Below are 23,637 nucleotides of genomic sequence, written 5' to 3'. Positions count from 1 at the left end.
GAAATGACCACCGAGTCCGGGATCGAGCCGGAGGAACTGATCAGGATCTCCGAGGATCAGATCGCCCGATTCGTCGTCGAGCGCTTTCTCTCCGATGTCGAGTGGAACGAACTCGACCCGGATTACGATTTGTTGGTGACCGGAGTGATCGACAGCCTCGGGGTGCTGCAGATCGCGAGCTGGCTGGCGAAGCAGCACGGCATCACCCTGACCGGCCCTGAACTGACGGCCGGGAACTTCCGTTCCGTACGGACCATCCGGGCGACGGCCGAGCGCGCGGAAGCGGGTGGTGCGGCATGACCCGCTCGCTCGTCGCATCGTTCACGGCTTGCGCGGCCGCCCAGCCCGGCGCACCCGCGCTCGTCTGGGAGGACCGGCCCGTAAGTTACGGCGATCTGTACGCCATGGCGGTCAGGGCGCGCACCCAGGTCGAGGAGGCGGCGCCGGACGCCGGCCGTCCCGTCGGTCTGCTGGTACGCAAGTCACCCGAAGCCGTGGCCCTGGTGCTCGGCTGCCTGATGGCCGGCCGCTCCTTCCTCCTGCCCTCGCACGAGCTTCCCGAGGCGCCCCTGAAAGCCCTCTTCCAGCAAACGGGATGCGCGGTGGTGCTCGGCCTCGCCGACGCTCCACCCGTCGACCTGGTGGTGGAGCCAGCCGGGGCTCCTATGGGCTGTGAGGAATACCCCCCGGCTGCGGCCGTCGACGACGAAGCCGTGACCTTCATGCTCACCACGTCCGGCTCGACCGGTCTGCCCAAGGTCGTTCCGTTGTCGTCCGGAGCGGTCGGCCGTTTCACCGAGTGGGCGGCCGACACCTTCGGGATCGCGACCGGCGTCGCTGTCCTCAACTACGCGCCGCTCAACTTCGATCTCTGCATGCTGGACGTGTGGACGACGCTGGCGTACGGCGGCACCGTCGTGCTGGTCGACCCGGACAGGGGTGCCTCGGCCGGCTATCTGCGTGATCTGGTCGCCGATCACGCGGTATCCGTGGTTCAGGGTGTGCCGATGCTCTTCCAGCTGCTCGCAGAGGCGACAGCGGAAAGCGGTCCCCTCGACACGCCCGAGCACGTCATTTTCGCCGGTGACAGCATGCCCGCTCGTGTGCTGGCCGGGGTGTCCGCCACCTTCTCCAAGGCACGCTGGTACAACAACTACGGCTGCACGGAGACGAACAACAGCTTCCTCCACGAAGTGGACCAGGACCGGCCCCTCCGTATCCCGCTGCCGATCGGCCGGCCGCTGGCCGGTGTGCGCTGGCTGATCACCGGCCAGGACGGCCGGGCGTTGGCCGGCCCCGGTCAGGGTGAGCTCTTGGTCAACACCCCCTTCCAGAGCGCGGGATACGTGAACGCGCCCAACGCGAAGACCTTCGCCCCGCACCCGGACGGTGCACCCGGCCTCGTCTACTACCGCACCGGCGACGTGGTCACCCTGCACGAGGACGGCGCCCTGAGCGTGATCGGCCGGACCGACTACCTGGTGAAGGTGCGTGGTTTCCAGGTCAGCACCCAGAGTGTGGAGCAGATCCTTCTGGACCACTCGGCCGTCGCCGAGGCCGCCGTCATCGCCCTCCCCGATCCGGTCGCCGGTCATCGCCTGCATGCCCGCCTTCGGCTGACCGAGGCGGGAAGTGTGAACAGCCTTGCGCTGCGCCGGCATTGCTCGGAGCGAACGGTGCGCGCGGCGATCCCCAGCGTGATCGAGATGGTGACGGAACCGCTGCCCAGGACCTCCACCGGCAAAGTCGACCGCACTCGGATCAAGGCCTGCGTTCTCGCAGCCGAGGAGGAGCGGGCCCGGACGCCGGGGCCCTGAGGCGCCGCAGTCCGGTCGACCATGCGGCCTGGCGGTGGAACCGATGTTGCTCAGATCCCACGGTCGACGCCGACGCCGTCACACAGACCGACGCCCTGATCGGCTGTGCACCTCAGCCCTGACGTGACCTGATGCGGTGCAGCGAACGCTGCACCGCATCCGCTGGATCTGGATCGAGCGGGATTCAGCCGGACGGAAATGGGCTGCTTCGTCGGGTGTTCCGGCAGTGTCGCAGGTGAGAGGCGTCACCTCGTGGGGTTCGAGTCCCACCCGCCCCACCGGGTGTCCCCAGGCAGAATCGTTTCTGACCTGGGGATGCGCGTTTTGCGGGTGTATTCGGCGCGCATGGGCGCCCAGCGGTACCTTCGCGGCTTTGCTCCGACGGCGAAGTCCGCACTTCCACCCTGGAACTCCCGCACGCCGAACGGCTCTCCGGTCCGTCCATGGCCGAGCCCCGGCCATGGACGGACACGATCCAGAGCACTGCAGCAGTTCGTGGACGACGTGGAAGCGGGCCCCGGCGGGGCGATGGCCGACGAGTCCGGCGGCCCCGTACCGTTGTATCCCGCCGGACCGGAGGCCCTGCACCGCGAGATCTTCGACCGGATCCGCCGGAGAGGCGGCGCGCAGGCCGCGCCCTGACGGCCGGCGCGGGCCCCACGCAGGCGGTCAGGGCCTGTCGTTCACGGCTTCTCGACGACGACCACGGCGTTGCTCATCGGCCGCTCGCGCAGGGGGCCGCCCCAGTCGTCCACCGGCCGGTTGTAGAGCGTGTTCTTGGCGATGAGCGTGGTGTCGCCGCCGCTGCCCATGCCCACCGCGTCCTCGGCGCCCAGCCACTTCATCACCTCGGCCGCCTCGGGCAGCGTCGCTCCCACGCTCAGGGTGTGGTCGCGGCCGTCGATCGTGACGAGCAGCAGTTCGCCCGCGGCGGTCACCCCGGCGAGCGTACGGGGATGGCGCTGCAACAGCGTGTTGTTGGCGCGGCACTTCTGGCCCGGACCGAGCTCGGCCGGGACGCAGGACGTCTGGGACATCCCGTTGGCGGCCGGGTTCATCCACACCTCTCCGCCCCGGACCAGTGCCGGGGTACCGCCCGCCACCGCGGACAGCGTGGGCGTGGTCACGGACCTGCCGTCACGACCTCGGACCGTGGAGCCCGGCTTGAACGCCTTGCCGACCTCGCTGTGCGCGCGGAGCCAGTCGGCCCCCGTGCCGATGCCTTGGAGGACCCGGCCTCCCGGCGGGATCGGGCGCTTGCCGGCCGGAGTGTGGATCGCCTTGACGACCCAGTTGCCGTCCATGACGACGTCCACGGTGTGGTCGAGGAACTCGCGCTGGTTCGCGTACCACTGGGCCTGCCACCCCGTGGCGGGGTCGGTCCGTGTCTCGTCCCGGCGCACCGGCTCGGGGGTCGCGGCGCCCCATTCCGGGCGGAAGATCACGATCTCGTCAGGGTCGACGCAGTTGGTGTTGCGCCAGGGCTGGAGCGTCCTCAACCCGTTGGAGAGGCGGTAGTCGCCCCCGACGCCGCCGCACCCCAGGACCTGGCCGGTCGCCCGGTTGACACCGTCGATCACCCGTGTCGCGCCGTTGGGCGCGGTGATCCGTGTCTCGGAGCTGATCTCGTCGACGGCTGCCCGACCCTTGAGCCCCTCCAGCAGCAGGGCGGTTCTGCCGTTGTTCGGGACGCTGAGCAGCACGTTGTTCTGGAGGTACAGTCCCTGGGGTACGCCTTCGAAGCCTCCGAAGTCGGTGTTGCCGGGCCCGGCGATGTCGAACTCCGAGCCGTTCACCGCGACGAGCGCGCCACTGTCCTCGGCGAGCTGCCTCACGGTCTCGGAGCCCTGGACGTCCTTCCCGTGGACGGCCTTGAGCGTCACCCGGGCCGAGGGTGCGATCGTGATCACTCTGACCTGCCACGGGCCCCTGCTCGGGCCCCCGTCCTCGGCGGTGAAGAAGATCCGGCCGTTGGGGAAACCGGCGGCCGTCAGGGCCTGCCTGGCCTGGACGGCGTCCGCCCGGCGGTCGGGGGCGTACCGGCCGACCCGGACCCCGTACCCCACGATCCGGCTGTCCGTGTCGACGCTCGCCGGCACGGTGAAGGTGTCGACACGGGCGGTGAATCCGGCCGCGTTCACCTTTGCCGCCAGGTCGTTGGCGACGACGATGCTGCCGATGGTCTCCTGGCCCGTGACGGGGTGGCGGACCCAGACCGCCCAGGAGTCCGAGGCCTCGCCCTGCCAGAACTTGCGGTACGTGACACCCGGGGCGAGCACGTCGGCGGGTCTGGTGAGGGTCGGTATGTCTGCCGGGCCCAATGGCATCCGCCCCACCGGCTCGACGCCGGCCGCCACCGTGGCGCCCGTGGGCGGCAGTTGGCCTGGGGCCGACGCGCCGAGCAGCAGCACGGAGGTCACCGCCAGGGCTGCGGGAACCCGGATACACCGGGCAGATCGAAGTAGGGGGTTGTACGGCACGGCTGTCTCCGTTCGGATGCGCCCCGGTCGGGCGGATGCCTCACCCCATCACACCGGTTCCGCCCACCCCGGGGCGCCCGTTCCTCCAGGTCGCGGCGGTGCCTACCGCGTACGCCGACGGCCGCCCGGACCGCTGGGAACGGGACGTGACTACCATCCCCTGTGACCGAAACGGCCGACACGGCCGAGCCGCCTGAACCCACCAAGCGGCCTGACGCCACCAAGCCGCCTGAACCCACCGGGCCTCCCGTCCGCCGCACCCGGATATTCGCCGACCTGACCCCGCTGCGGTCCTACCCCGACTACCGGCGGCTCTGGTTCGGGAACACCGTGTCCTGGATCGGGCAGGGCATGACGGCCCTCGCCGTGTCGCTCCAGGTGTACGACATCACCGGGTCCGCGTTCTCCGTGGGGCTCATCGGGTTCTGTTCGCTCATGCCGCTCGTGGTGTTCGGGCTCTACGGCGGGGCCGTCGCCGACACCGTCGACCGGCGCAAGCTCGGGCTGTTCAGCGCCGTGGGGTCGTTCTCGCTGGCCCTCGTCCTGGCGGCCGCCACCCTCGCGGGGGTCGAGAACGTCGGCCTGCTGTACGCGATCGTCGCCCTCCAGGCCGTCTGCTTCGCGCTCAACGCGCCCGCCCGCTCCTCGATGGTCGCCCGGCTGCTGCCGCCCGAACAGCTGCCCGCCGCCAACGCGCTCAGCTCCATCACCACGACGACGGGTGCGCTCGTCGGGCCGATGCTGGGCGGGCTGATCGTCGGCTGGTGGGGGTACCGCGCCGCGTACACCGTGGACGCCGTCACCTTCACCGCCTCCCTGTACGCCATGTGGCGGCTGCCCTCGATGCTGCCCGACCGGCAGGACGGCGAGACGCGCAAACGAGCCTCTGTGCTGGACGGGCTCCGGTTCCTGGCCGGCCGGCCCAACCTCCGGATGACCTTCCTGACCGACCTGTGCGCCATGGTCCTCGCCCACCCTCGGGCGCTCTTCCCGGTCGTCGCCATACTCTGGTACGGAGGGGACGCCCGGACCACCGGCATGCTCGTCGCCGCCCCGGCGCTCGGGGCGCTCCTCGGGGGCGTGTTCTCCGGCTGGCTCGGCCGCATCCGGCTGCACGGCCTCGCCGTCCTGCTGGCCGTCGGCAGCTGGGGCGCCGCCATCGCCGTCTTCGGACTCACCCGCCACCTCTGGCTCGGGCTGCTCTTCCTGGCGATCGCCGGGTGCGCCGACACGGTGTCCATGGTCTTCCGCAACACCATGCTCCAGGCCGCCGTCCCCGACGAGATGCGCGGCCGGCTCCAGGGCGTCTTCATCGTCGTGGTGGCGGGCGGGCCCCGGCTCGGCGACTTCCTGGCCGGTTCGGTCGCCGACCTGACCTCGCCCGCCGTGGCCGTCGTCGGCGGAGGCACCGCCTGTGTCGTCGCCGTCGCTCTGCTCGCCCTGAAGTGGCGCGGCTTCGCCCGCTACGACGCCCGTGACCCGCGGCCGTGAGTGCCTTCTACCGGACGATCGAGCGCGCGATCCCCAGCTCCACCAGGTCCTGCGGCCGCAGGCGGAGCTGGTCGGCGGTGGCGCCGGTCTCCTCCGTCGGCCGCTTGAGGATCGCCGCTGCCAGCTCCGGGGCGATGACGGAGAAGTAACTGTCCACCGTGACATGGGTGTTGTCCGGTGCCGCGAGCGCCAGCGCACCGCCCGAGCCGCCCTCGCCGATCACCAGCGTCGTCACCGGGACCCGGGCCGCCGCGATCGCCGCGAAGGTATCCGCGATGGCCGCGCCCGCGCCGGCCCGTTCCGCCTCGGCGTCGTTGGCGGCGCCCGGGGTGTCGACCAGGGTGAGGACGGGGACGCCGAGCCGGTCCGCGAGCCGGATCGTGCGGGCCGCCGCGCGGTATCCGGCCGGGCGGGTCGGGGTCCCGCACTGGGCGACGTACGCGACCGGCTGCCCGTCCGCGCGTAGCCCGAAGCCGGTCAGCAGCCCGGGGTCCGTGGAGCCGCTGCGGTCGCCGTGGAGGGGGAGCCGTACGGTGAAGTAGTCGGCCAAGTACGCCTCTGCGCGCGGGCGTTGCGGATCGCGGGCCCGCGCCACCGCCTCCCGTCCGGTCGCGGGCAGCGGGGCCACCGGGCCCCTGCCGGCCGCCGATCCCGCACCGGCTTCCGTCCCGGCACCGGCTCCGGCCGACGACCCGGCCCGTGCCGTCGGCAGCGCGCGGGGCACCGGTGCGGCGGGCAGATCTTCATGCGGCCCCAGCGCGCGCAGCCACCGGCCCACCGTGCCCGGCAGCTCCCCGGCCGGGACGACCGCGTCCACCTGGCCCGCCGCGAACTGGCCCTCGGCGCCGTACGCGTACGGGTCGGCGTCCGGCGGCCGCACCCGGGACCCGGCGAACCCGACCTGCGCGCCCGGCAGCGCCAGCACCACGTCCGCGCCCGCCCCCACCGTGGCCCAGCCGCCGCCGGTCGTCGGGTCCCGGACCACGGCGAGCTGAGCGAGCCCCGCCGCCCGCAGCCGGGTGGAGGCGGCGGCCACCCGCTGGAGCTGGGTGAGCGCGACCATGCCCTCCTGCATCCGGCTGCCGCCCGTGGCGACGAGTGCCAGCAGCGGGAGGCGCCGGGCCAGGGCCAGTTCGTACGCGGCCTCCAGGCGGTCACCCGTCAGCTGACCCAACGAGCCGCCCAGGAAGCCGAATTCGAAGGAGAGGAGCACGCACTCCCGGTCGCCCACGACTCCCGTCCCGTACACCACGGACTCCGCCTCGCCCGTGCGCTCGACCGCCCGCTCCCGCGCCGCGTCGTACCCGGTCCAGCCGAGCGGGCCGTCCGGCGGCAGGGTGCGCGGCGGCGGGCGGTGCTCGGTGAAGTCCGCCGCGCCGGTGAGCAGCGCGATCGCCTCCCGGGCCGTCATCCGGGTCGACGGCTCAGCGGGCATCGAGCGACCTCTTCATGATCTTCCCCAGGTCGTTACGGGGGAGCGCGTCCAGGAAGCGCACCGTACGCGGGCGCTTGTGCGGGGCCAGCTGGCCCGCCACATGGTCCGCCAACTCTTCGGCCGGCGGCGGCGAGTCGGGGTCGGCCGCGACCACCCAGGCCACCACCCGCTCGCCGAGGTCCGGATCCGCCTCGCCGGTCACGGCCACTTCCCGGACCCCGGGGTGGGCGAGGAGCACGTTCTCGATCTCGCCCGCGCCGATCTTGTAGCCGCCGCTCTTGATCAGGTCGGTGGCCTTGCGCCCGACGATCGTGACGTACCCGTCCTCGTCCACCGTGCCGACATCCCCCGTACGGAACCAGCCGTCGGCCGTGTGGGCGGCGACCGTGGCGTCGGGCCGGTTCAGGTAGCCGGTGAACAGGTTCGGGCCGCGCACCTGGATCTCGCCGATCGCCCCGGGCTCGTCGAGCACCGTGCCGTCCTCCTCCACCAGGCGCAGCTCCACCCCGGCGAGCGGCGGGCCGACCGTGCCCGGGCGCGGTGCGCCGTCCGCCCGGATCCCCGTGTTCATCAGGGTCTCCGTCATCCCGTACCGCTCGATCACCCGCCGCCCGGTCGCCGCCGCGATGCGCTCGTGGTCGTGCACGGGCAGCGCCGCCGAACCGGAGACCAGCAGCCGCGCCCCGGCCAACGCCCGTGCCAGCGCGTCCCGTTCGGCGGCGCCCGCCGGTGTGTCCAGCACCTCCGCGAGCCGGTGGTACATCGTCGGTACGCCGAACAGCATCGTGCCCCCGGACCCCAGCTCCCGGGCCACACCCTCGGCGGAGAACTTCCCCAGGTGGCACAGCGAGCCGCCCCGGCGCAGCGGGCCGAGCACGCCCAGGATCAGCCCGTGGACGTGGAACAGCGGCAACGCGTGGACCAGGACGTCGTCACCGGTCCACCCCCAGGCGTCCTCCAGCGCGTCCAGCGATGCGGCGATGGCCCGGCGCGGCAGGACGGCACCCTTGGGCGGGCCGGTGGTGCCGGAGGTGTAGACGATGAGGGCGGGGGCCTCGGGGTCCGCCTCGACCGCCGGGTGACCGTCCGTACGCTCGAACGCCCGCGCGTCGACCGTCACCCGCCGCAGCTTCTCCAGCGCCGCGGGCAACTTGTCGTCCGGGCCGGCCAGTACGGCGGTGGGCGCGCTGTCGGCCAGGATGTGCGCCAACTCGCGTTCGCCGGTACGAGGGTTGAGCGGCACGGCCGGCACCCCGGCCTGGAGCGCCGCCACCACCGCGATCACCGTCTCCGCTGTCGGGGTGGCCCAGACGGCGACCCGGCCCGCGTCCGCGATCCGGGCGGCGAGCGCGGCCGAGGCCTCGGCCAACCGGCCGTACGTCAGGGAGAGATCACCGAAGCGGACGGCCTCCCGGGAGGCCGCCGGGCCGGTGGGGGACTGGAGCGCGGGGAGAAGGAGGGTCACGCCGGGAAGCCTAGGGCCTGTCGTCAAATGTCACGCCCACATCAGGAGTGACGCGAGCGTGACAGCTGCTTCGTAGGACTCGGCAGTCTTGTCGTACCGGGTGGCGATCCCGCGCCACTGCTTCAGGCGGTTGAAGCACCGTTCCACGACGTTGCGGTGCTTGTAGACCTCGCGGTCGAAGGCCGGCGGGCGGCCTCCGCGGCTGCCTCGCCGGGCCCGGTTGCGGGCCTGGTCGGCCCGTTCGGGAATCGTGTGGGCGATGCCCCTGCGACGGAGCCAGGCGCGGATCGCCTTCGAGCTGTAGCCCTTGTCGCCCAGGACGTGATCGGGCCGGACCCGGGGACGGCCGGGTCCGATCCGGGGCACGCGGATCGCTTCCATCACGGCGGTGAACCGGGTGCAGTCGTTGGTGTTTCCACCCGTGACCACGAATGCCAGGGGTCGGCCCCGCCCGTCACAGGCCAGGTGGATTTTGCTGGTCAGACCGCCTCTTGACCGGCCGAGGGCCGGGTCGCGGAGCCCCTTTTCGGGCCCCGGCCGCGTGCTGGTGAGCGCGGACGATCGTCGAGTCGACGGACACCAGCCAGTCGACGTCGCCCGCCGCATCCGCTTTCGCCTGGGCGGCGCGGAGCATCCGGTCGAACGTCCCGTCCGCCGCCCACCTGCGGAAACGCGTATGCAGCGTGGCCCACGGGCCATAGCGCTCGGGCACGTCCCGCCAGGCCGTCCCGGTCCGGAACTTCCACACGATCCCGTTCAGGACCCTGCGATCGTCCAACCGCTTGCGTCCCCGCAACGACGCGGGCAGCAGCGGCCGGACGAACTCCCACTCGGCATCCGACAGTTCATGGCGACGTATCACGACACCATGATCCACCAGCGGTGATCATTTGAAGACACTGCCTAGGGGCTCGGCCCGGCCGCCGCCCGGCTCCGGAGACCGATGAGGGGAGCGTCACCCGGGGGCCGGAGGCCTACGAGGGGTGCGGCACCCGGGTCCCGGCCCCGCCCCAGGGTGAGCCCTCACCCGTCGCGCTGGACGTTCCGCATCCGCCCGTACGCGTACACGCATCCCGCCAGCGCCAGATCGGACAGGAGCATGAAGCCGATCGCGTAACTGTCCTTGGCGCTGTAGATCGCGCCCATCACCAGCGGCGGTACGAAGCCGCCGAGCCCGCCCATCGCGCCGACGATGCCCGTCACACTCCCCACCTTCGGCTGCGGCGTCACCTGCGAGACCAGCGCGAACACGCTGCCGCTCGCCGTGCCGAGCCCGGCCGCCATGGCCAGCAGAGCGATGGTGCCGATCGGGTTCAGCGGCGGCTCGAAGGCCTGGACGACCGCCATCAGGGCCGCCAGCAGCAGCGCGCCGGAAGTCACCAGCGCCGGGTGGATCCGGTCCGAGAGCCAGCCGCCGATCGGCCGGAAGATGACCGTGACCAGCGCGAACCCGGCCGCCTTGGTGCCCGCCTCGGTCGGTGACATCTCGTACCAGGTCTTCAGGTACGTCGGCAGATAGACCCCGAACGCCACGATCCCGCCGAAGCCGATCGCGTACAGCGCCGACAGTTCCCACGTCACCCGCAGCTTCCCGGCCTCGCCCAGCCGGTGCACCAACGTGTCTGTGGGGACCTTCCGGCCGGGATGGTCGCTGATCAGGACGGCGGAGAGCAGGGCGAACACCACCAGCGCCCCCGCGACCACCAGGAAGGGCAGGTTGTCCCCGTGCTTCGCGATGCGCGGGGTGAAGAAGCCCGACAGCGCCACCCCGCCCATGCCCATCCCGAACACGCCCAGCGCGAAGCCCCGTTTGGCGGGCGGGAACCACGAGTTGACCAGCGGGACGCCGATCGCGAACGTCGTCCCGCCGAGCCCGAGCAGGAAGCCGACCGCGAGCATCGCCCCGTACGAGTTCTTCGCCGGGATCAGCAGCAGCACCGGCACGATGGTCAGCGCCGACACCAGCGGGAACATCAGCTTCGCGCCGTACTTGTCCGTCAGCGCGCCCACCGGGATCCGGCCGAGCGACCCGACCAGCACCGGCACGGCCACCAGGAACGACTGCTGGAACGAGCTGAGCCCGAGCCGGTCCTTGTAGTCGCCGGACATCGGCGCGATCAGGTTCCACGCCCAGAAGGTGAGGGCGAAGCCGATCGTGGCCATGACGAGATTGCGGTACGCGGCGGCGGACGGTGTCGGGGCCGGTGCGGAGGCGTCCGGCGGCTCGGGGGACTGCTTGACGGCGGTGTTCACACCTGTAAGTCAAGGACGCGGCGGAGCGCAGGGCCCGCCGGACTGCGCCGACCGGGCGACAGCGCGCTCCCGTCCGCCGGTACGCGCTCTCCTCAGCCGATATCGCCGCAAGCTGGGACAATCGCGGTATGGATCGGCTGGACAGGGAAATCCTCGGCATTCTCCAGGAGGACGCGCGGATCTCGTACCGGGATCTGGGCGTACGGGTGGGGCTCAGCGCCAACGCGGCGGGCGACCGGGTCCGCCGGATGCGCAAGGACGGGGTGATCCGCGGCTTCACCGTCATCGTCGACCCGGCCGCCGACACCCGTTCGGGCCTGGTCGTCTTCATCGATGTGACGCTGCGGCTCGACACGACGAACGAGGAGTTCGAGCGTTCGGTGCTGATGCTGCCCGGGATCACGGAGGTGGTGCACGTGACGGGCGGCCACGACTACCTGATCCGCGCCACGGCCGCCGACCCGGTGTCGCTGGACACGCTGCTGCGGCGGCTGAGACGGGAGGCCGGGGTCGCGCACTCCAACACCCGGATCGCGCTGCGGGCGGCCCCGAAGCACTGACGGCTCCGCCGCGCCGCTCGCGAGCACGCACACCGGGCGCTCACCGCGTCAGAGAGGCGTCTGCCAGGTCACCGCCGTCGGGCCGTCCCCCTCGCCCCGCCCGTCATCCGCCACCACCAGCCGCACCGCGCCCCGCCCGTCCGCCAGCCGGACCGTCGCGTCCACCGCCACGTCGATCGCCGAGACCCCGGCCCTGCGGTGCGCGGCGGCCAGCGCTCCGCGCAGCACGGCCAGCAGCTCCCGGCCCGCCTCCTCACCCACCAGCGCGTCCACCGCCCCCGTGAAGTGCACCGACGGCGGAAAACCGAGCAGCGCGGAGGCGCCGCCGGTCTCCCGCAGCACCCGGCCCCGGAACGTGCTCGGCGCCTCGGCCGGCGGCTGCTGGAGCGCGAAGATCGCGGTGCGGACCTCCTGGATGGTGGAGTCCAGCTCGTCCACGGCCCGCCCGAGCAGCTCGCTCGCGTCCTCCTCCGTGGCCGCACGCCGGCGCGTCGACTCCAGCATCATCTCCGTGGCGAAGAGCCGCTGGACCACCAGATCGTGCAGGTCACGGGCGATCCGGTCGCGGTCCTCGTACACCGCGAGCTGCTCCCGGTCCGCCTGCGCGTCGGCCATCACCAGCGCCAGGGCGGCCTGCGAGGCGAACTGGGTCGCCAGCAGCCGGTCGACCGCCGTGTACGGAGGTGCGCCGCGGTGCCGGGGCAGGGCGAGGGTGCCGATGAGCCGGCCGCCGCTCTGCAGCGGCAGCATCATGCTGGGCCCGAACCGGGACCGTACGTCGGTGGTCATCCGGGGGTCGGTGGCGGAGTCGTCGATGAAGACCGGTTCGCCGCCGAGCAGGTGGACCAGGACCGGGGAGCCGGGCGCGATGGTCGTGCCGACGATGCCCGCCGGGTCGTCGAGCGTGGAGGCGGCCACGATCTCCATGCCGCCCGCCTCGGTCGGCTGGAGGATCACTCCGGCCGAGGCACCGGCCAGCAGCCGGGCGCTCTCGGCCACGGTCATCAGGGCGTCGGCCGCGTTCCTCCCGGTCAGCAGGGCCGTGGTGACGGCCGCCGCCCCCTCGATCCACCGCTCGCGCTGCCGGGCGCTCTCGTAGAGCCGGGCGTTGCCGATCGCGATGCCCGCCTGGGCGGCGAGGACGTGCAGCAGGGCCCGGTCCGTCTCGCTGAAGGAACCCGAACTCTTCCCGGCCAGACAGAGGTGGCCGAAGAGTTCGGTGTGCACCTGGATGGGGGCGACGAGGAAGGCCGGAGCGGGCGGCCCTTCCTCCGGCGGAAGGGCCGCCCGCTCCGGGAGGAGGTGGTCGACGAGCCGCCGCTCCTCCTCCGTCATCCCGGTGGTGTAGAGCGCCTCGGTCCGGTCCTGGTCGGGCTCCAGCACACCGAGGGCGCCGTACCGGGCCCCGGTCAACGTGGTCGCGGTGTCCACGATCTGCTGGAGGGTGGCCCGGAGACCGAGGTCGCTGCCGATGCTGAGGACGGCCTCCAGGAGCATCGGCAGCCGGTCCACCGGCATCCGGGCCTAACTCGCGGTCGGGTTGAGGACCATCGGCTGGATCTTGCCGTCCAGCATCGCCCCGAGACCGAGCACCGAGCAGACGTCGGGCCGGTCGGCGATGAACACCGGCATGCCGGTCGCGTCCCGGAGCATCTCGTCGAACCCCGGCAGCAGCGCGCTGCCGCCCACCATCATGATCCCGCGGTCCGCGAGGTCGGCCACCAGATCGGGCGGGCACTCGCGCAGCACCTTGCCGACCCCGTCCAGGACGGCGGTGAGCGGGGTGTGGATGGCCTTCCGTACGGCGGCGGTGTCGACCTGCACCGAGCGGGCCAGCCCGGTCGCCACGTCCCGGCCGTGGATCTCGGTGAGGGCGGGTCCGGTGAGCTGGAGGCCGTTGCCGTGCAGCGCCAGTTGCAGCGGGCGCACGGACTGGCTCGGCAGCATCAGCGCGTGGTGCTGGCGCAGGTACTGGATCACCGCCTCGTCGATGGCGTTGCCGCCGACCGGGAGCCGGACGGCCGTCACGATCGAGCCGAGCGAGAGCACCGCGATCTGTGTGGTGGCCGCGCCGCACGCCATGATCATGGTCGCGGTCGGCTGTTCCACCGGCAGCCCGCAGCCGGCCGCCGCCGCGATCAGCGTGTCCACCAGCTCGACCCGCCGGGCGCCGAGCCCGGTGAGCGTCTCCACCGTGGCGCGCCGGGCCAGCGGATCGGCCTCGTGCGGGATGCAGGCGGCGGCGCGCAGCCGGGGCTTGCGGCGCAGCTGGCGGCGGAGCTTGTCGCCGAGCAGATGGCGCAGCATCCGCTGGGCCATCTCGATGTCGACGACGGAGCCGCCGGAGACCGGGCGGACCACCCGGATGTATTCGGGGGTGCGGCCGGTCATCTGCTCGGCGAGCACCCCGACCGCGATGAGCGATCCGGTACGGGTGTTGACGGCGGCGACGCTCGGTTCGTCGACGACGAGCCCGAGCCCCTTCACGTACACACGGGTCCTCGCGGCCCCGAGATCGACGGCGATGTGGCAACGCTGCAACTGCTCAAGGCTGACGGTCACGGCAGGTTCTCCCGAGAGCACGGATGGGGGCACCGGCGGCAGCCGGCCTCTCATCGCATCGTCGCGTCCCCCGCCGGGTCGCGCGCGCTGGGCTGCGCCGTACGAGGCCGTACGAGGGGGAGAAGCTGACGCCCCGCCAGCTCACCCCGGCAGCAGCCGCTGGAACAACCCCCAGGTGAACTCGGCGACGTACGCCTCCCCGCTCGCCGGGTCGGTGACGGCCAGCGCCCACCGGGTCGGCGCGCTGCCCTCCATGGGCCGCGCCGGCGGAAAGGCCCGCGCCACCTCGTCCACCGTGCACGACCAGGGACGGAGAGAGGGTACGGAGGTGAGCCGCGGGCCCGCCGCCTCCGGGGCCCGGACGAGCCACTCGTTCCACACGGCCCCGCCCGGCCCGGCCATCACCTCGAACCGGAGGTCCGGCCAGAGCGGCACCGGCCAGAGCAGCGCCTCGCACTCCAGGTCGCCCACGCGCCGCTTCAGCGTCAGCTCCGGCTCACCGAGCACCGAGCGGTAGCGCCGCAGCGATCCCCGGCCCCGGGGCGCGCGGACCATGGCCTGCCAGCGGCGGTTGGCCTCCCGCAGGTCGGCGAGCGAGGCGCTCAGCTCCTGGCGTGCCTCCTCGACCAGATCCGGCTGGTGGTCGGCCATCCGGCGGAGCAGGACGAGCTGGAATTCGCGCGGGCCGAAGGGGGTGGGAGCGGTCATGCCGCCCATCCTCCCGCAGGTCAGGCGTATCGGACCGGTCGTCGGCGGAATCCTCCGTTCCTCACAGGATTCTCACCTGGCCGGCTTCCTGAGGTGATCTCCGCGCGTCTAATCTGCGGGCGCCATGGATTACTGCCACCCGTGCCGACGGCATCTCAACGGAGCCCTGGCCTGCGCCGGGTGCGGGACTCCCGCCGAGGCGCTGGGCCCCTTCGCGGTGCCCGCGCCGACGCCCACGGACCACGCGCCCGCCGATGCCGCCGCGCCCGCGCCCACGACCCGCTCGCGCCGGCGTGCGCGGGGCAGCCACCGCAGACGCGGGCGTACGGTCCTGCTCGCGGTGGGCGGTCTGGTGCTGGCGGCGGGTGCGCTGAGCCTGGCGGAGCTGGCGATGGAGCCGGGCCGGGACGACACCGCCGCCGACTTCGTGGAGGACGCGCCGCGCGACCCGGACGCCCCGGTCCCGGACTCCGCCGTCGTCTCCGGTGGGCCGCAGGACCCGGGCCCGGTCACGACCGGCCGCGGCAGACCCGTGGACCCGTCGCCGTCGAGCGGCGCGCCGGCGGGCGGTCCAGCGGAGTCACCGGACCCCGACGCCACGGCCGCGCCCACCGAGTCGAAGGACCCCGGCCCCGGCTCCGGCGAGGCGACGACCGCACCCGCCGCGCCCCCGGACGCCTCGGACAGCCCGTCGGCCGACCCGTCCGGGCCGGTCGAGCCGGAGGACCCGCAGGAGCCGCCGACCGTACCGGCGCCTCCGCCCCCACCCGGAGACCCGACCGAGGAGCCGACGCCCACGCCCTCGCCGACACCGTCGCCGACCTGCACCCCGTTCCTCTGGTGGTGCCGGTAGGGGCGACGGGCCCTACGCCTCGCCCAGCATCCGCCGCAGCAGATCCCGCAGCACCGTCCGCTCCGCGTCCGACAGCTCGGCCAGCGGCTCCCGGGCGAAGGTCAGCGCGTCCCGCAGCTCCCGGGCCGTCCGCCGCCCCGACTCCGTCGCGGCGGCCAGCTTCACCCGGCGGTCGACCGGGTCCGCCCGGCGCTCGACCAGGCCGCGGGTCTCCAGGCGGTCCACGATGCCGGTCACGTTCGACGGCTCGCACTTCAGCTTGACGGCGATCTTCCGCATCGGGGTCGGCTCCATCGCCAGCAGCCCGAGAACCCGCGCCTGCGCCCCGGTGAGGGAGTGTTCGGCGGCGGCCCGGTCGTACTCCTCGTGGTAGCGCGCCACGACGGTGCCGATGAGCTCGACGACCTCAAGGGTCAGGGGGTCTGTGCGGGTGGCCATGGGGACCAGCGTACCGATTTACTTGACAATATGAAATATGAAGGAGCAGGGTTGTTTCATGTCATGAAGCTTTCCCCCGAAGCTTCCCCCGTAGGACATTGAGGAGACCCCGAGCCCATGTCTGCAGCACTTCCCGCGTCCAGCCGCGAATGGCACCTCGTCGCCCGCCCCCACGGCTGGCCCAAGGCCGAGGACTTCGCGCTGCGTGAGGCCGCCGTGGCCGCTCCGGCCGAAGGCCGCATCCTCGTCCGCAACAAGTACTTCTCCGTCGACCCGTACATGCGCGGCCGGATGAACGACGTGAAGTCGTACACCCCGCCCTTCAAGCTCGACCACCCGATGGACGGCGGCGCGGTCGGCGAGGTCATCGCCTCGAACGCGGAGGGCTTCGCCGTCGGCGACCACGTCCTGCACGGCCTCGGCTGGCGCGAGATCGCCGACGTGCCCGCCAAGCACGCGGTGAAGGTCGACCCCGACCTCGCCCCGCTCTCCGCCTACCTCGGCGTCCTCGGCATGACCGGACTCACCGCCTACGCGGGCCTGTTCGACGTCGCCTCCTTCAAGGAGGGCGACGCGGTCTTCGTCTCCGGCGCCGCCGGTGCCGTCGGCAGCCAGGTCGGCCAGCTGGCCAAGCTCAAGGGCGCCTCCCGGGTCATCGGCTCGGCCGGCTCCGACGAGAAGGTCAAGCTCCTCACCGAGGAGTACGGCTTCGACGCCGCGTTCAACTACAAGAACGGGCCGGTCCGCGACCAGCTCAAAGAAGCCGCCCCCGACGGCATCGACATCTACTTCGACAACGTCGGCGGCGACCACCTCGAAGCCGCCATCGGTGCGCTCAACGTGCACGGCCGCGCCACCATCTGCGGCATGATCGCGCAGTACAACGCCACCGAGCCGACCCCCGGCCCGCGCAACATGGCGCTGATCATCGGCAAGCGGCTGCGCCTTCAGGGCATGCTCGTCGGCGACCACGCCGACCTCCAGCCGAAGTTCGTCGAGGAGGTGGCCGGCTGGCTGGCCTCCGGGGAGCTGAAGTACCGCGAGACGACGGTCGAAGGCATCGAGAAGGGCTACGACGCGTTTGTCGGCCTGCTGCGCGGTGAGAACACCGGGAAGATGATCGTTTCGCTCGTCTGACCCGCCCCCGGGCCCGGCCCGGGTCCGCCCCCGACCCGTTCCGGTCACGCGTTAGGCTCATCCCAGGCCGTCGCGATCGTGGGCGCGAGTCGCGGCGCACCAACAGGAGGAATCCTCACATCATGACCATCCAGAAGATCGACGTCGCCTACACCGCTGTCGCCACCGCCGAGAACGGCCGTGACGGCCGCGTCTCCTCGGACGACGGCCAGCTCGACGTCGTCGTCAACCCGCCGAAGGCGCTCGGCGGCAGCGGCGCGGGCACCAACCCGGAGCAGCTCTTCGCGGCGGGCTACAGCGCCTGCTTCCAGGGCGCGCTCGGCGTCGTCGCCCGCCAGGAGAACGCCGACATCTCCGGCTCGACGGTGACCGCCTCGGTCTCCATCGGCAAGACCGAGGCCGGCGGCTTCGGCCTGGAGGTCGCCATCAGCGCGACCATCCCCAACGTCGACGCCGCCACCGCCCAGTCGCTCATCGAGAAGGCCCACCAGGTCTGCCCGTACTCGAACGCGACCCGCGGCAACATCAAGGTCGAGCTCTCCGTCGCCTGACGCACCGGCTCTGCTTGAGGACCGCACCCCGCTCCGGGGTGCGGTCCTCGCCGTTTCCGCACTGCTTCCGTACGCCAGTACGCTGACGCCATGAACGATCTCGGGGCAGGCTTCGGCTACTTGATGAAGGGCCAGCGCTGGGTCCTCGGACACGGCCGGTGGTTCGGCTTCGGGCTGCTGCCCGGACTCATCACCCTCGTCGTGTACGCCGGTGCCCTGACCGGACTCGGTTACGGCGCCGACGACTTCGTCGCCTGGGCCACCCCGTTCGCCGACGACTGGTCCTCGCCCTGGATCGGCCTGCTCCGCACCACGCTGACCGCGCTCGTCTTCCTCTTCGGCCTCTTCCTCGCGGTCATCACCTTCACCGCCGTGACCCTCCTGGTCGGCCAGCCGTTCTACGAGTCGCTCTCCGAGGAGGTCGAACGCGGTGAGGGCGGCGAGGTCCACGAGTCCGGGCTCCCGCTCTGGCGCGAACTGTGGATCTCCGCACGCGACTCCGTACGGATCCTGCTCCGCGTCGCGCTCTTCGGGATCATCCTCTTCGCCTGCGGCTTCATCCCGGTCGTCGGCCAGACCGTCGTCCCGGCGATCGGTATCTGCGTCTCCGGCTACTTCCTGGCCGAGGAGCTGACCGGCGTGACCCTCCAGCGCCGGGGGCTGCACCTGAAGAAGCGGCTCGGCCTGCTGCGCACCCGCCGACTGCTGGTGCTCGGCTTCGGCGTCCCGCTCGCGCTCTCGTTCCTGGTCCCGTTCGTCGCGGTGTTCCTGATGCCGGGAGCGGTCGCCGGGGCCACGCTCCTCGCCCGCGAGCTGGTCGACCCGGCCGCCGACCTTCCCGCCACCGCCAAGGAGCGGGCCGTATGACCGAGCTGCTGGCCGTCGCCGCCATCACCGTCCTCGCCGTCATCAGCCCGGGCGCCGACTTCGCCATGGTCGTCCGCAACAGCTATCTGTACGGGCGCACCACCGGCGTCCTCGCGGCGGCCGGGGTCGCGGCGGGTGTCCTGGTCCACGTCACGTACACGATGCTCGGCGTCGGCCTGCTGATCGCCTCCTCCACCGCTCTGTTCACCGCGGTGAAGCTCGTCGGTGCGGCCTACCTGATCTACATCGGCGTCCGCACCTTCCTGGCCCGCGCCGACCTCGACGTCGACCTCACCGACCGGCCGGGCCTCACCCGCTTCGGCGCGCTGCGCGGCGGCTTCCTGACCAACGCGCTCAACCCGAAGACGACCCTGTTCGTCGTCGCGACCTTCACGCAGGTCGTCGGCCCGGAGACCGCCCTGTGGCAGCAGGCCGGGTACGGACTCTTCATGTCGGCGGCGCACCTCGGCTGGTTCGCGCTGGTCGCGCTCTTCTTCTCGCACTCCCGGCTGCGCGGCGCGATGCTGCGCCGCCAGAAGGTGCTGAACCGGTCCATCGGCTCGGTCCTGGTCGGCCTCGGTGTCACGCTGGGCCTGGCGCGCTGAGGAACGGCAGCTGTACGAGGGGTCCTCAAAGCTCTACGAGGGTTCCCCGGGACCCCGCAACAGCCCCAGGAAGTCCCCGAACGCCTCCGGCATGTCCACCGCCTCCGGGTCCAGCAGCCACTGGTACTGCAGCCCGTCCATCACCGCCACCAGCACCACCGCCGCCCGCTCCGGGCTCAGCCCGCCCGGCAGCGTGTCGCCGTACTCGGCGCGCAGAGTGGCCGCCATGCCCGCCCGGACCTGGGTGTAGCGGCGGGTGAAGAACTCCCGGGCCGGGTGGTCCTCCGTCACGCTCTCGCCGAGCAGCGCCGAGAAGGTCCGCACGATCACCGGCCGCATCGCGTTGTACTCCACCAGCGAGCCGAGCAGCTCCAGCCGCCAGGCCCCGTCGGTACTGCCCCGGCCGCCGGTGTCCCAGCGGTCCCGGTCCTCCAGCACCGCCACCAGCAGCGCTTCCTTCGTCGGAAAGTAGTGCAGCAGCCCCTGCTGGGTCAGCCCCACCCGCTCGGCCACCGCCCCCAGCGTCGCGCCCCGGTAGCCGCGCTCGGCGATCACTTCGAGGGTGGCCCGCAGGATCTCGGCCCGCCGCTCCTCGCTCCTGGCCCGTGCCATCACCGGCCCCTTCCGTGCCGCCCGGCCCCACGTCGGCCGCGCCCACCTGGACCGTACGTCATCGCCGGACCCGCGCTCATCAACGTAACGAAGAGATAACAAAACCTACCGCTTTACCGGTCACCGCGACACCATGGAGACCTCCACCGGACTCGACCAGGAGGTACGGCCGTGGCAGCCGCATCCAGCACCAGCAACTCCGAAGCCCTCCGTCGGACCGCCGTCGACACGGCCCTCGCCGCGCTCGGCCTCGACGACAAGGCGCGCCTCCTGGCCGGTCAGGACCTGTGGTCGCTGCCCGCCCTGCCCGCGATCGGGCTGCGCTCCCTGGTGATGTCGGACGGCCCGATCGGTGTCCGGGGCGTCCGCTGGACCGCCGCCGACCCTTCCATCGCGCTGCCCTCGCCCACCGCGCTCGCCGCCACCTGGGACCCGGAGCTGGCCCGGCGCGCGGGCCGCCTGCTCGCTCAGGAGGCCCGCCGCAAGGGCGTCCACGTGCTGCTCGCCCCCACGGTCAACCTGCACCGCACCCCGCTCGGCGGCCGCCACTTCGAGGCGTACAGCGAGGACCCCTACCTCACCGGCGAGATCGGCACCGGTTACGTGCAAGGCGTCCAGGACGGCGGCGTCGGCACCACCGTCAAGCACTTCGTCGCCAACGACGCCGAGACCGACCGCTTCACCGTCAACAACGTCGTCGCCCCGCGCCCGCTGCGCGAGCTCTACCTCGCGCCCTTCGAGCGGATCGTCAGGAACGCCCACCCCTGGGGCATCATGGCCGCCTACAACCAGGTCAACGGCTCCACGATGACCGAGCACCGCTACCTCCAGAACGCGGTGCTGCGCGGCGAATGGGGCTTCGACGGCTTCATCGTCTCCGACTGGCTCGCCGCCCGGACCACCGTCGGCGCGATCACCGGCGGCCTGGACGCCGCGATGCCCGGCCCGCGCACGGTCTACGGCGAGGCGCTGGCCGAAGCCGTCCGAGCGGGCGAGGTGGACGAGAAGATCGTCGACATCGCCGTACGGAACGTCCTGCTGCTCGCCGCCCGCACCGGCGCCCTGGACCCCGCCCCGCCCGCCGTGGACCCCGCCGACCTGCCCGCGCCCGTGGACGGCGAGGCGCTGGCCCGCGAGATCGCCCGCCGCTCCTTCGTGCTCGTACGCAACGAAGCCGGTGTCCTCCCCCTGGCGCCCAACACCACCGTCGCCCTCTCCGGCGCGCTGGCCCGGGACGCCCGCGTGCTCGGCGGCGGCTCGGCGCTGGTCTTCCCGGACCATGTGGTCCCGCCGCTCGACGGACTGGCGGCCGCTCTTCCCGAGGGCGCGCTGACGTACGCGGTCGGCGCCGACCCGAGCGACGAACTGGCCATCGCCGAGGCCGGGTTCGACCTCACAGCCGTCTGCCGCGACGCCTCCGGGACCGTTCTCGCCACCGTCCCGCTGCCCAGCGGCCAGATTCAGTGGATCGGCGCCGACCTGCCCGAAGGCGTCACCCACGACACCCTGGACACCGTCGAGATCACCGGCACCTTCACCCCGCGCGAGAGCGGCGAGCACACCTTCGGCACCCGCGGCACCGGCTCCTTCGCGCTCACCGTCGACGACCGCCCGCTCTTCGACGGTACCCAGGACCGCGCCCCCGGCACCGACCCGCTCGGCGCCTTCTTCAACGAGCCGGTCGAACGCGGCCGCCTCCCGCTCACCGAAGGCGCTCCGGTCCGGGTCTCCCTGAGCCACCGCCCCGGCCCTGCCACCGGCCACCCGCTCAAGGGCGTCGCCTTCTCGCTCGTCCACCTCGCCCCGCTCCGCGACCCGGACGAGCTGATCGCCGAGGCCGTCGAGGCGGCCCGCGGCGCGGACACCGCGATCGTCGTCGTCGGCACCACCGAACGCGTCGAGTCCGAAGGCTTCGACCGCACCGACCTGAAGCTCCCCGGCCACCAGGACGCCCTGGTCCACGCGGTCGCCGCCGCCAACCCCCGTACGGTCGTCATCGTCAACTCCGGCTCCCCGGTCGAGCTGCCCTGGCGCGACGAGGTCGCCGCGATCCTGCTGACCTGGTTCCCGGGCCAGGAGGCGGGCCACGCACTCGCCGACGTACTGCGCGGGCAGGAGGAGCCGGGCGGCCGCCTCCCCACCACCTGGCCCGTCACCCTGGCCGACGTCCCGGTCTCCGCCACCACGCCCACCGGCGGCGAACTCCCGTACAGCGAAGGCGTCTTCATCGGCTACCGCGCCTGGGAGCAGGCGGGCACCACACCCGCGTACGCCTTCGGCCACGGCCTCGGCTACACCACCTGGGAGTACGACGCCGTCACTGCCACCCCGGAGTCGGCCACCGTGCGCGTCCGCAACACGGGCGCCCGCTCCGGCAGCGACACCGTCCAGATCTACCTGGCCCCCGAGCCCGTCCCGGGAGCCCCCGAGCGCCCGGCCCGCTGGCTCGCCGGCTTCGCGCGGGTCACGGCGGGCCCCGGCGAGAGCGTGGAGGTCACGGTCCCCGTCGAGCGCCGCGCGTACCAGGTCTGGGACGAGGAGACGTACGGCTGGACGACCGTCCCCGGCACGTACGGGATCCAGGCGGCCCGCTCCCTGGCGGACGTCCGGGCCACGGCGACGGTGGAGATCACCGGCGATCAGCCGAAGTAGGACTCCAGCGTCCCGCGCCGCCGCACATCGAGCGTCGCGCAGTGGAAGGAGCCGCCGAACGGCGCGTAGTGCATCAGGTCGCACGGGATCGGCTCGAAGCCCCACCGCTCCAGCGCGCGCAGCATCCCGGTGTGGTGGCGCTCCGCGATGACCCGCTTCTCGTCGACCATGAGGATGTTCATGCTGAGCCACTTGCCGCACATCGAGGTCGTCCGGAGCACGAGGTCCTTGACCGGTTCGGGCTCGGGCGCGACCAGGATGTCCCAGGAGTCCAGGACGGCGGGCAGCCGGTCGACGTCGATGTAATCGGGGTTGACCAGCGCCTTGCCGGGCGCGAGCACGAGGAACGTCGTGTCGATGTGCATGGGTGTACGGCAGCGGCTCTCGATCTCGTGGATGCGGTAGCCGGGTCCGAGGTGGCGGCGCAGCCACTCGATGCCCATGCCGTTGGTGACGTTGGAGCGCGTCACGAAGAGATCGCGTCCGGCGCGGACGAAATCCGCCGCGTCGAAGACCGGCTCGAACTCGGTGAGGATGTACCGCATGGGCTCGTCGGCCCCGGGCGTACGGAAATCCGGCTCGAAGAGCTCGTCCGTCAGCTGCGGTTTCGGCGCGGCGGTCCAGCGGGCCCCGCGCCGGAAGTAGTCCTTGAGGATCCGGCGGTAGGAGTGCGTCTCGAAGTACCGGCACGGCCACGCCATCGGGGTCTCGATGATCTCGTCGCCGATGACCAGCATGCTGTCGCGCGGGCAGGTGTTGCAGAAGCCGCGCGAGGACCAGTCCGGGGTGGCGAACCGCTTCCGGTGGTCGACCGCGTCCGGACGGGTGACGGTGATGCCGAGGGAGTGGAGCAGCGAGACGAACCCGTCCAGCTCCTGCTGTGCGGGCTCGATCAGCCGGCGCGGGTACTTGTAGCCGGCGGCGAGCCCCTGGAAGCGGGCCGCCCACGGCGGGATGTTGCAGGAGACGACGGGATGGCCGGAAGGGATCGTGGCGTCGTCGAGCCGCCCGACGACGATCTCCTCCAGCGGGTCCCACTCGTTGTGGGAACGGACCGGTGAGACGAGCGGGGCGGTGTCCTCGGCGTCCGGCACACCGGGGCTCTGCTCCACTGTCGTCATGATCAACCACCCTCGGTCGCCGACGGGCAC

At 72.4% G+C, this 23,637-nt stretch carries 21 protein-coding genes and 1 pseudogene; 11 read left to right on the top strand and 11 right to left on the bottom strand.

All coding sequences use genetic code 11. The annotated features are described in order from the left end of the window. Positions 1-3 precede the first annotated feature (3 nt). From ACQP09_RS08805 to ACQP09_RS08795, 3 genes are all read left to right on the top strand, one after another. Complete coding sequence (locus tag ACQP09_RS08805; protein WP_433397346.1) at positions 4-300, top strand: acyl carrier protein; 297 nt, start codon at positions 4-6, stop codon at positions 298-300. Next, positions 297-1,817 (top strand): AMP-binding protein, encoded by a 1,521-nt coding sequence (locus ACQP09_RS08800; RefSeq protein WP_433397344.1) that lies wholly within the window; start codon positions 297-299, stop codon positions 1,815-1,817. The genes ACQP09_RS08805 and ACQP09_RS08800 overlap by 4 nt, the downstream gene beginning before the upstream one ends. 495 nt (positions 1,818-2,312) lie before the next feature. Next, on the top strand, positions 2,313-2,459 hold the full coding sequence (locus tag ACQP09_RS08795; RefSeq protein ID WP_433397343.1) for a hypothetical protein: 147 nt from the start codon (positions 2,313-2,315) through the stop codon (positions 2,457-2,459). A gap of 41 nt (positions 2,460-2,500) precedes the next feature. On the opposite strand, the gene ACQP09_RS08790 is transcribed toward ACQP09_RS08795, so the two are convergent. After that, positions 2,501-4,237 (bottom strand): phosphodiester glycosidase family protein, encoded by a 1,737-nt coding sequence (locus ACQP09_RS08790; protein ID WP_433397341.1) that lies wholly within the window; start codon positions 4,235-4,237, stop codon positions 2,501-2,503. 345 nt (positions 4,238-4,582) lie between these two features. Between ACQP09_RS08790 and ACQP09_RS08785 the strand changes: the two genes are divergently transcribed. Continuing rightward, entirely contained in the window at positions 4,583-5,788 is a 1,206-nt protein-coding gene (locus ACQP09_RS08785; protein WP_433406524.1) for an MFS transporter, read from the top strand. A 7-nt stretch (positions 5,789-5,795) separates the two neighbouring features. Here ACQP09_RS08785 and ACQP09_RS08780 read toward each other — a convergent pair whose 3' ends face one another. The 4 genes and pseudogenes from ACQP09_RS08780 to ACQP09_RS08765 form a co-directional block, all read right to left on the bottom strand. Then, on the bottom strand, positions 5,796-7,223 hold the full coding sequence (locus tag ACQP09_RS08780; protein WP_433397339.1) for a carboxyl transferase domain-containing protein: 1,428 nt from the start codon (positions 7,221-7,223) through the stop codon (positions 5,796-5,798). Then, on the bottom strand, positions 7,213-8,688 hold the full coding sequence (locus ACQP09_RS08775; RefSeq protein ID WP_433397337.1) for an acyl-CoA synthetase: 1,476 nt from the start codon (positions 8,686-8,688) through the stop codon (positions 7,213-7,215). Before ACQP09_RS08775 ends, ACQP09_RS08780 begins: the two co-directional genes overlap by 11 nt. Before the next feature lie 30 nt (positions 8,689-8,718). Then, a pseudogene (locus tag ACQP09_RS08770) lies at positions 8,719-9,550 on the bottom strand (IS5 family transposase). Between the two features lie 161 nt (positions 9,551-9,711). Then, the gene (locus ACQP09_RS08765) at positions 9,712-10,941 is read right to left on the bottom strand and encodes a nitrate/nitrite transporter (protein WP_433397335.1); all 1,230 of its coding nucleotides are present in this window, start codon (positions 10,939-10,941) and stop codon (positions 9,712-9,714) included. Positions 10,942-11,069: 128 nt separating this feature from the next. On the opposite strand from ACQP09_RS08765, the gene ACQP09_RS08760 reads away from it, so the two are divergent. Further along, positions 11,070-11,501, top strand: a complete 432-nt coding sequence (locus ACQP09_RS08760; RefSeq protein WP_404057618.1) for an Lrp/AsnC family transcriptional regulator — start codon at positions 11,070-11,072, stop codon at positions 11,499-11,501. Positions 11,502-11,549: 48 nt separating this feature from the next. On the opposite strand, the gene ACQP09_RS08755 is transcribed toward ACQP09_RS08760, so the two are convergent. From ACQP09_RS08755 to ACQP09_RS08745, 3 genes are all read right to left on the bottom strand, one after another. Then, entirely contained in the window at positions 11,550-13,019 is a 1,470-nt protein-coding gene (locus ACQP09_RS08755) for a GAF domain-containing protein (RefSeq protein ID WP_433397333.1), read from the bottom strand. Between the two features lie 6 nt (positions 13,020-13,025). Further along, positions 13,026-14,063 (bottom strand): rod shape-determining protein, encoded by a 1,038-nt coding sequence (locus tag ACQP09_RS08750; protein ID WP_432148405.1) that lies wholly within the window; start codon positions 14,061-14,063, stop codon positions 13,026-13,028. A 141-nt stretch (positions 14,064-14,204) separates the two neighbouring features. Then, positions 14,205-14,771, bottom strand: coding sequence for a hypothetical protein (locus ACQP09_RS08745; protein WP_433397331.1), 567 nt, complete (start codon positions 14,769-14,771; stop codon positions 14,205-14,207). Positions 14,772-14,895: 124 nt separating this feature from the next. Between ACQP09_RS08745 and ACQP09_RS08740 the strand changes: the two genes are divergently transcribed. Continuing rightward, the gene (locus ACQP09_RS08740; RefSeq protein ID WP_433397329.1) at positions 14,896-15,624 is read left to right on the top strand and encodes an SCO2400 family protein; all 729 of its coding nucleotides are present in this window, start codon (positions 14,896-14,898) and stop codon (positions 15,622-15,624) included. Positions 15,625-15,636: 12 nt separating this feature from the next. Here the strand turns inward: ACQP09_RS08740 and ACQP09_RS08735 are convergent, their stop codons facing one another. Next, entirely contained in the window at positions 15,637-16,062 is a 426-nt protein-coding gene (locus tag ACQP09_RS08735; protein ID WP_404057612.1) for a MarR family winged helix-turn-helix transcriptional regulator, read from the bottom strand. A gap of 117 nt (positions 16,063-16,179) precedes the next feature. On the opposite strand from ACQP09_RS08735, the gene ACQP09_RS08730 reads away from it, so the two are divergent. From ACQP09_RS08730 to ACQP09_RS08715, 4 genes are all read left to right on the top strand, one after another. Beyond that, positions 16,180-17,199, top strand: a complete 1,020-nt coding sequence (locus tag ACQP09_RS08730; protein WP_433397327.1) for an NADP-dependent oxidoreductase — start codon at positions 16,180-16,182, stop codon at positions 17,197-17,199. Positions 17,200-17,321: 122 nt separating this feature from the next. Further along, a complete protein-coding gene (locus ACQP09_RS08725; RefSeq protein WP_404057608.1) occupies positions 17,322-17,750 on the top strand; it encodes an organic hydroperoxide resistance protein in 429 nt (142 codons plus the stop codon). Between the two features lie 90 nt (positions 17,751-17,840). Continuing rightward, positions 17,841-18,617, top strand: coding sequence for an EI24 domain-containing protein (locus ACQP09_RS08720; protein ID WP_433397324.1), 777 nt, complete (start codon positions 17,841-17,843; stop codon positions 18,615-18,617). After that, on the top strand, positions 18,614-19,222 hold the full coding sequence (locus tag ACQP09_RS08715; RefSeq protein ID WP_433397322.1) for a LysE family translocator: 609 nt from the start codon (positions 18,614-18,616) through the stop codon (positions 19,220-19,222). Before ACQP09_RS08720 ends, ACQP09_RS08715 begins: the two co-directional genes overlap by 4 nt. Positions 19,223-19,255: 33 nt before the next feature. Here ACQP09_RS08715 and ACQP09_RS08710 read toward each other — a convergent pair whose 3' ends face one another. After that, a complete protein-coding gene (locus ACQP09_RS08710; protein WP_433397320.1) occupies positions 19,256-19,834 on the bottom strand; it encodes a TetR/AcrR family transcriptional regulator in 579 nt (192 codons plus the stop codon). A gap of 171 nt (positions 19,835-20,005) precedes the next feature. On the opposite strand from ACQP09_RS08710, the gene ACQP09_RS08705 reads away from it, so the two are divergent. After that, positions 20,006-22,486 (top strand): glycoside hydrolase family 3 protein, encoded by a 2,481-nt coding sequence (locus ACQP09_RS08705; RefSeq protein WP_433397318.1) that lies wholly within the window; start codon positions 20,006-20,008, stop codon positions 22,484-22,486. Here the strand turns inward: ACQP09_RS08705 and ACQP09_RS08700 are convergent. Further along, positions 22,474-23,607 (bottom strand): amidinotransferase, encoded by a 1,134-nt coding sequence (locus tag ACQP09_RS08700; RefSeq protein WP_433397317.1) that lies wholly within the window; start codon positions 23,605-23,607, stop codon positions 22,474-22,476. The genes ACQP09_RS08705 and ACQP09_RS08700 overlap by 13 nt on opposite strands. Between the last annotated feature and the right edge of the window lie 30 nt (positions 23,608-23,637).

The organism is Streptomyces sp. CA-146814 (assembly GCF_050942385.1).
In the GTDB taxonomy this organism is placed as follows: domain Bacteria; phylum Actinomycetota; class Actinomycetes; order Streptomycetales; family Streptomycetaceae; genus Streptomyces.
Note: the sequence above shows the minus strand (reverse complement) of the source record. Positions and strands in the feature narration are given on the sequence as shown.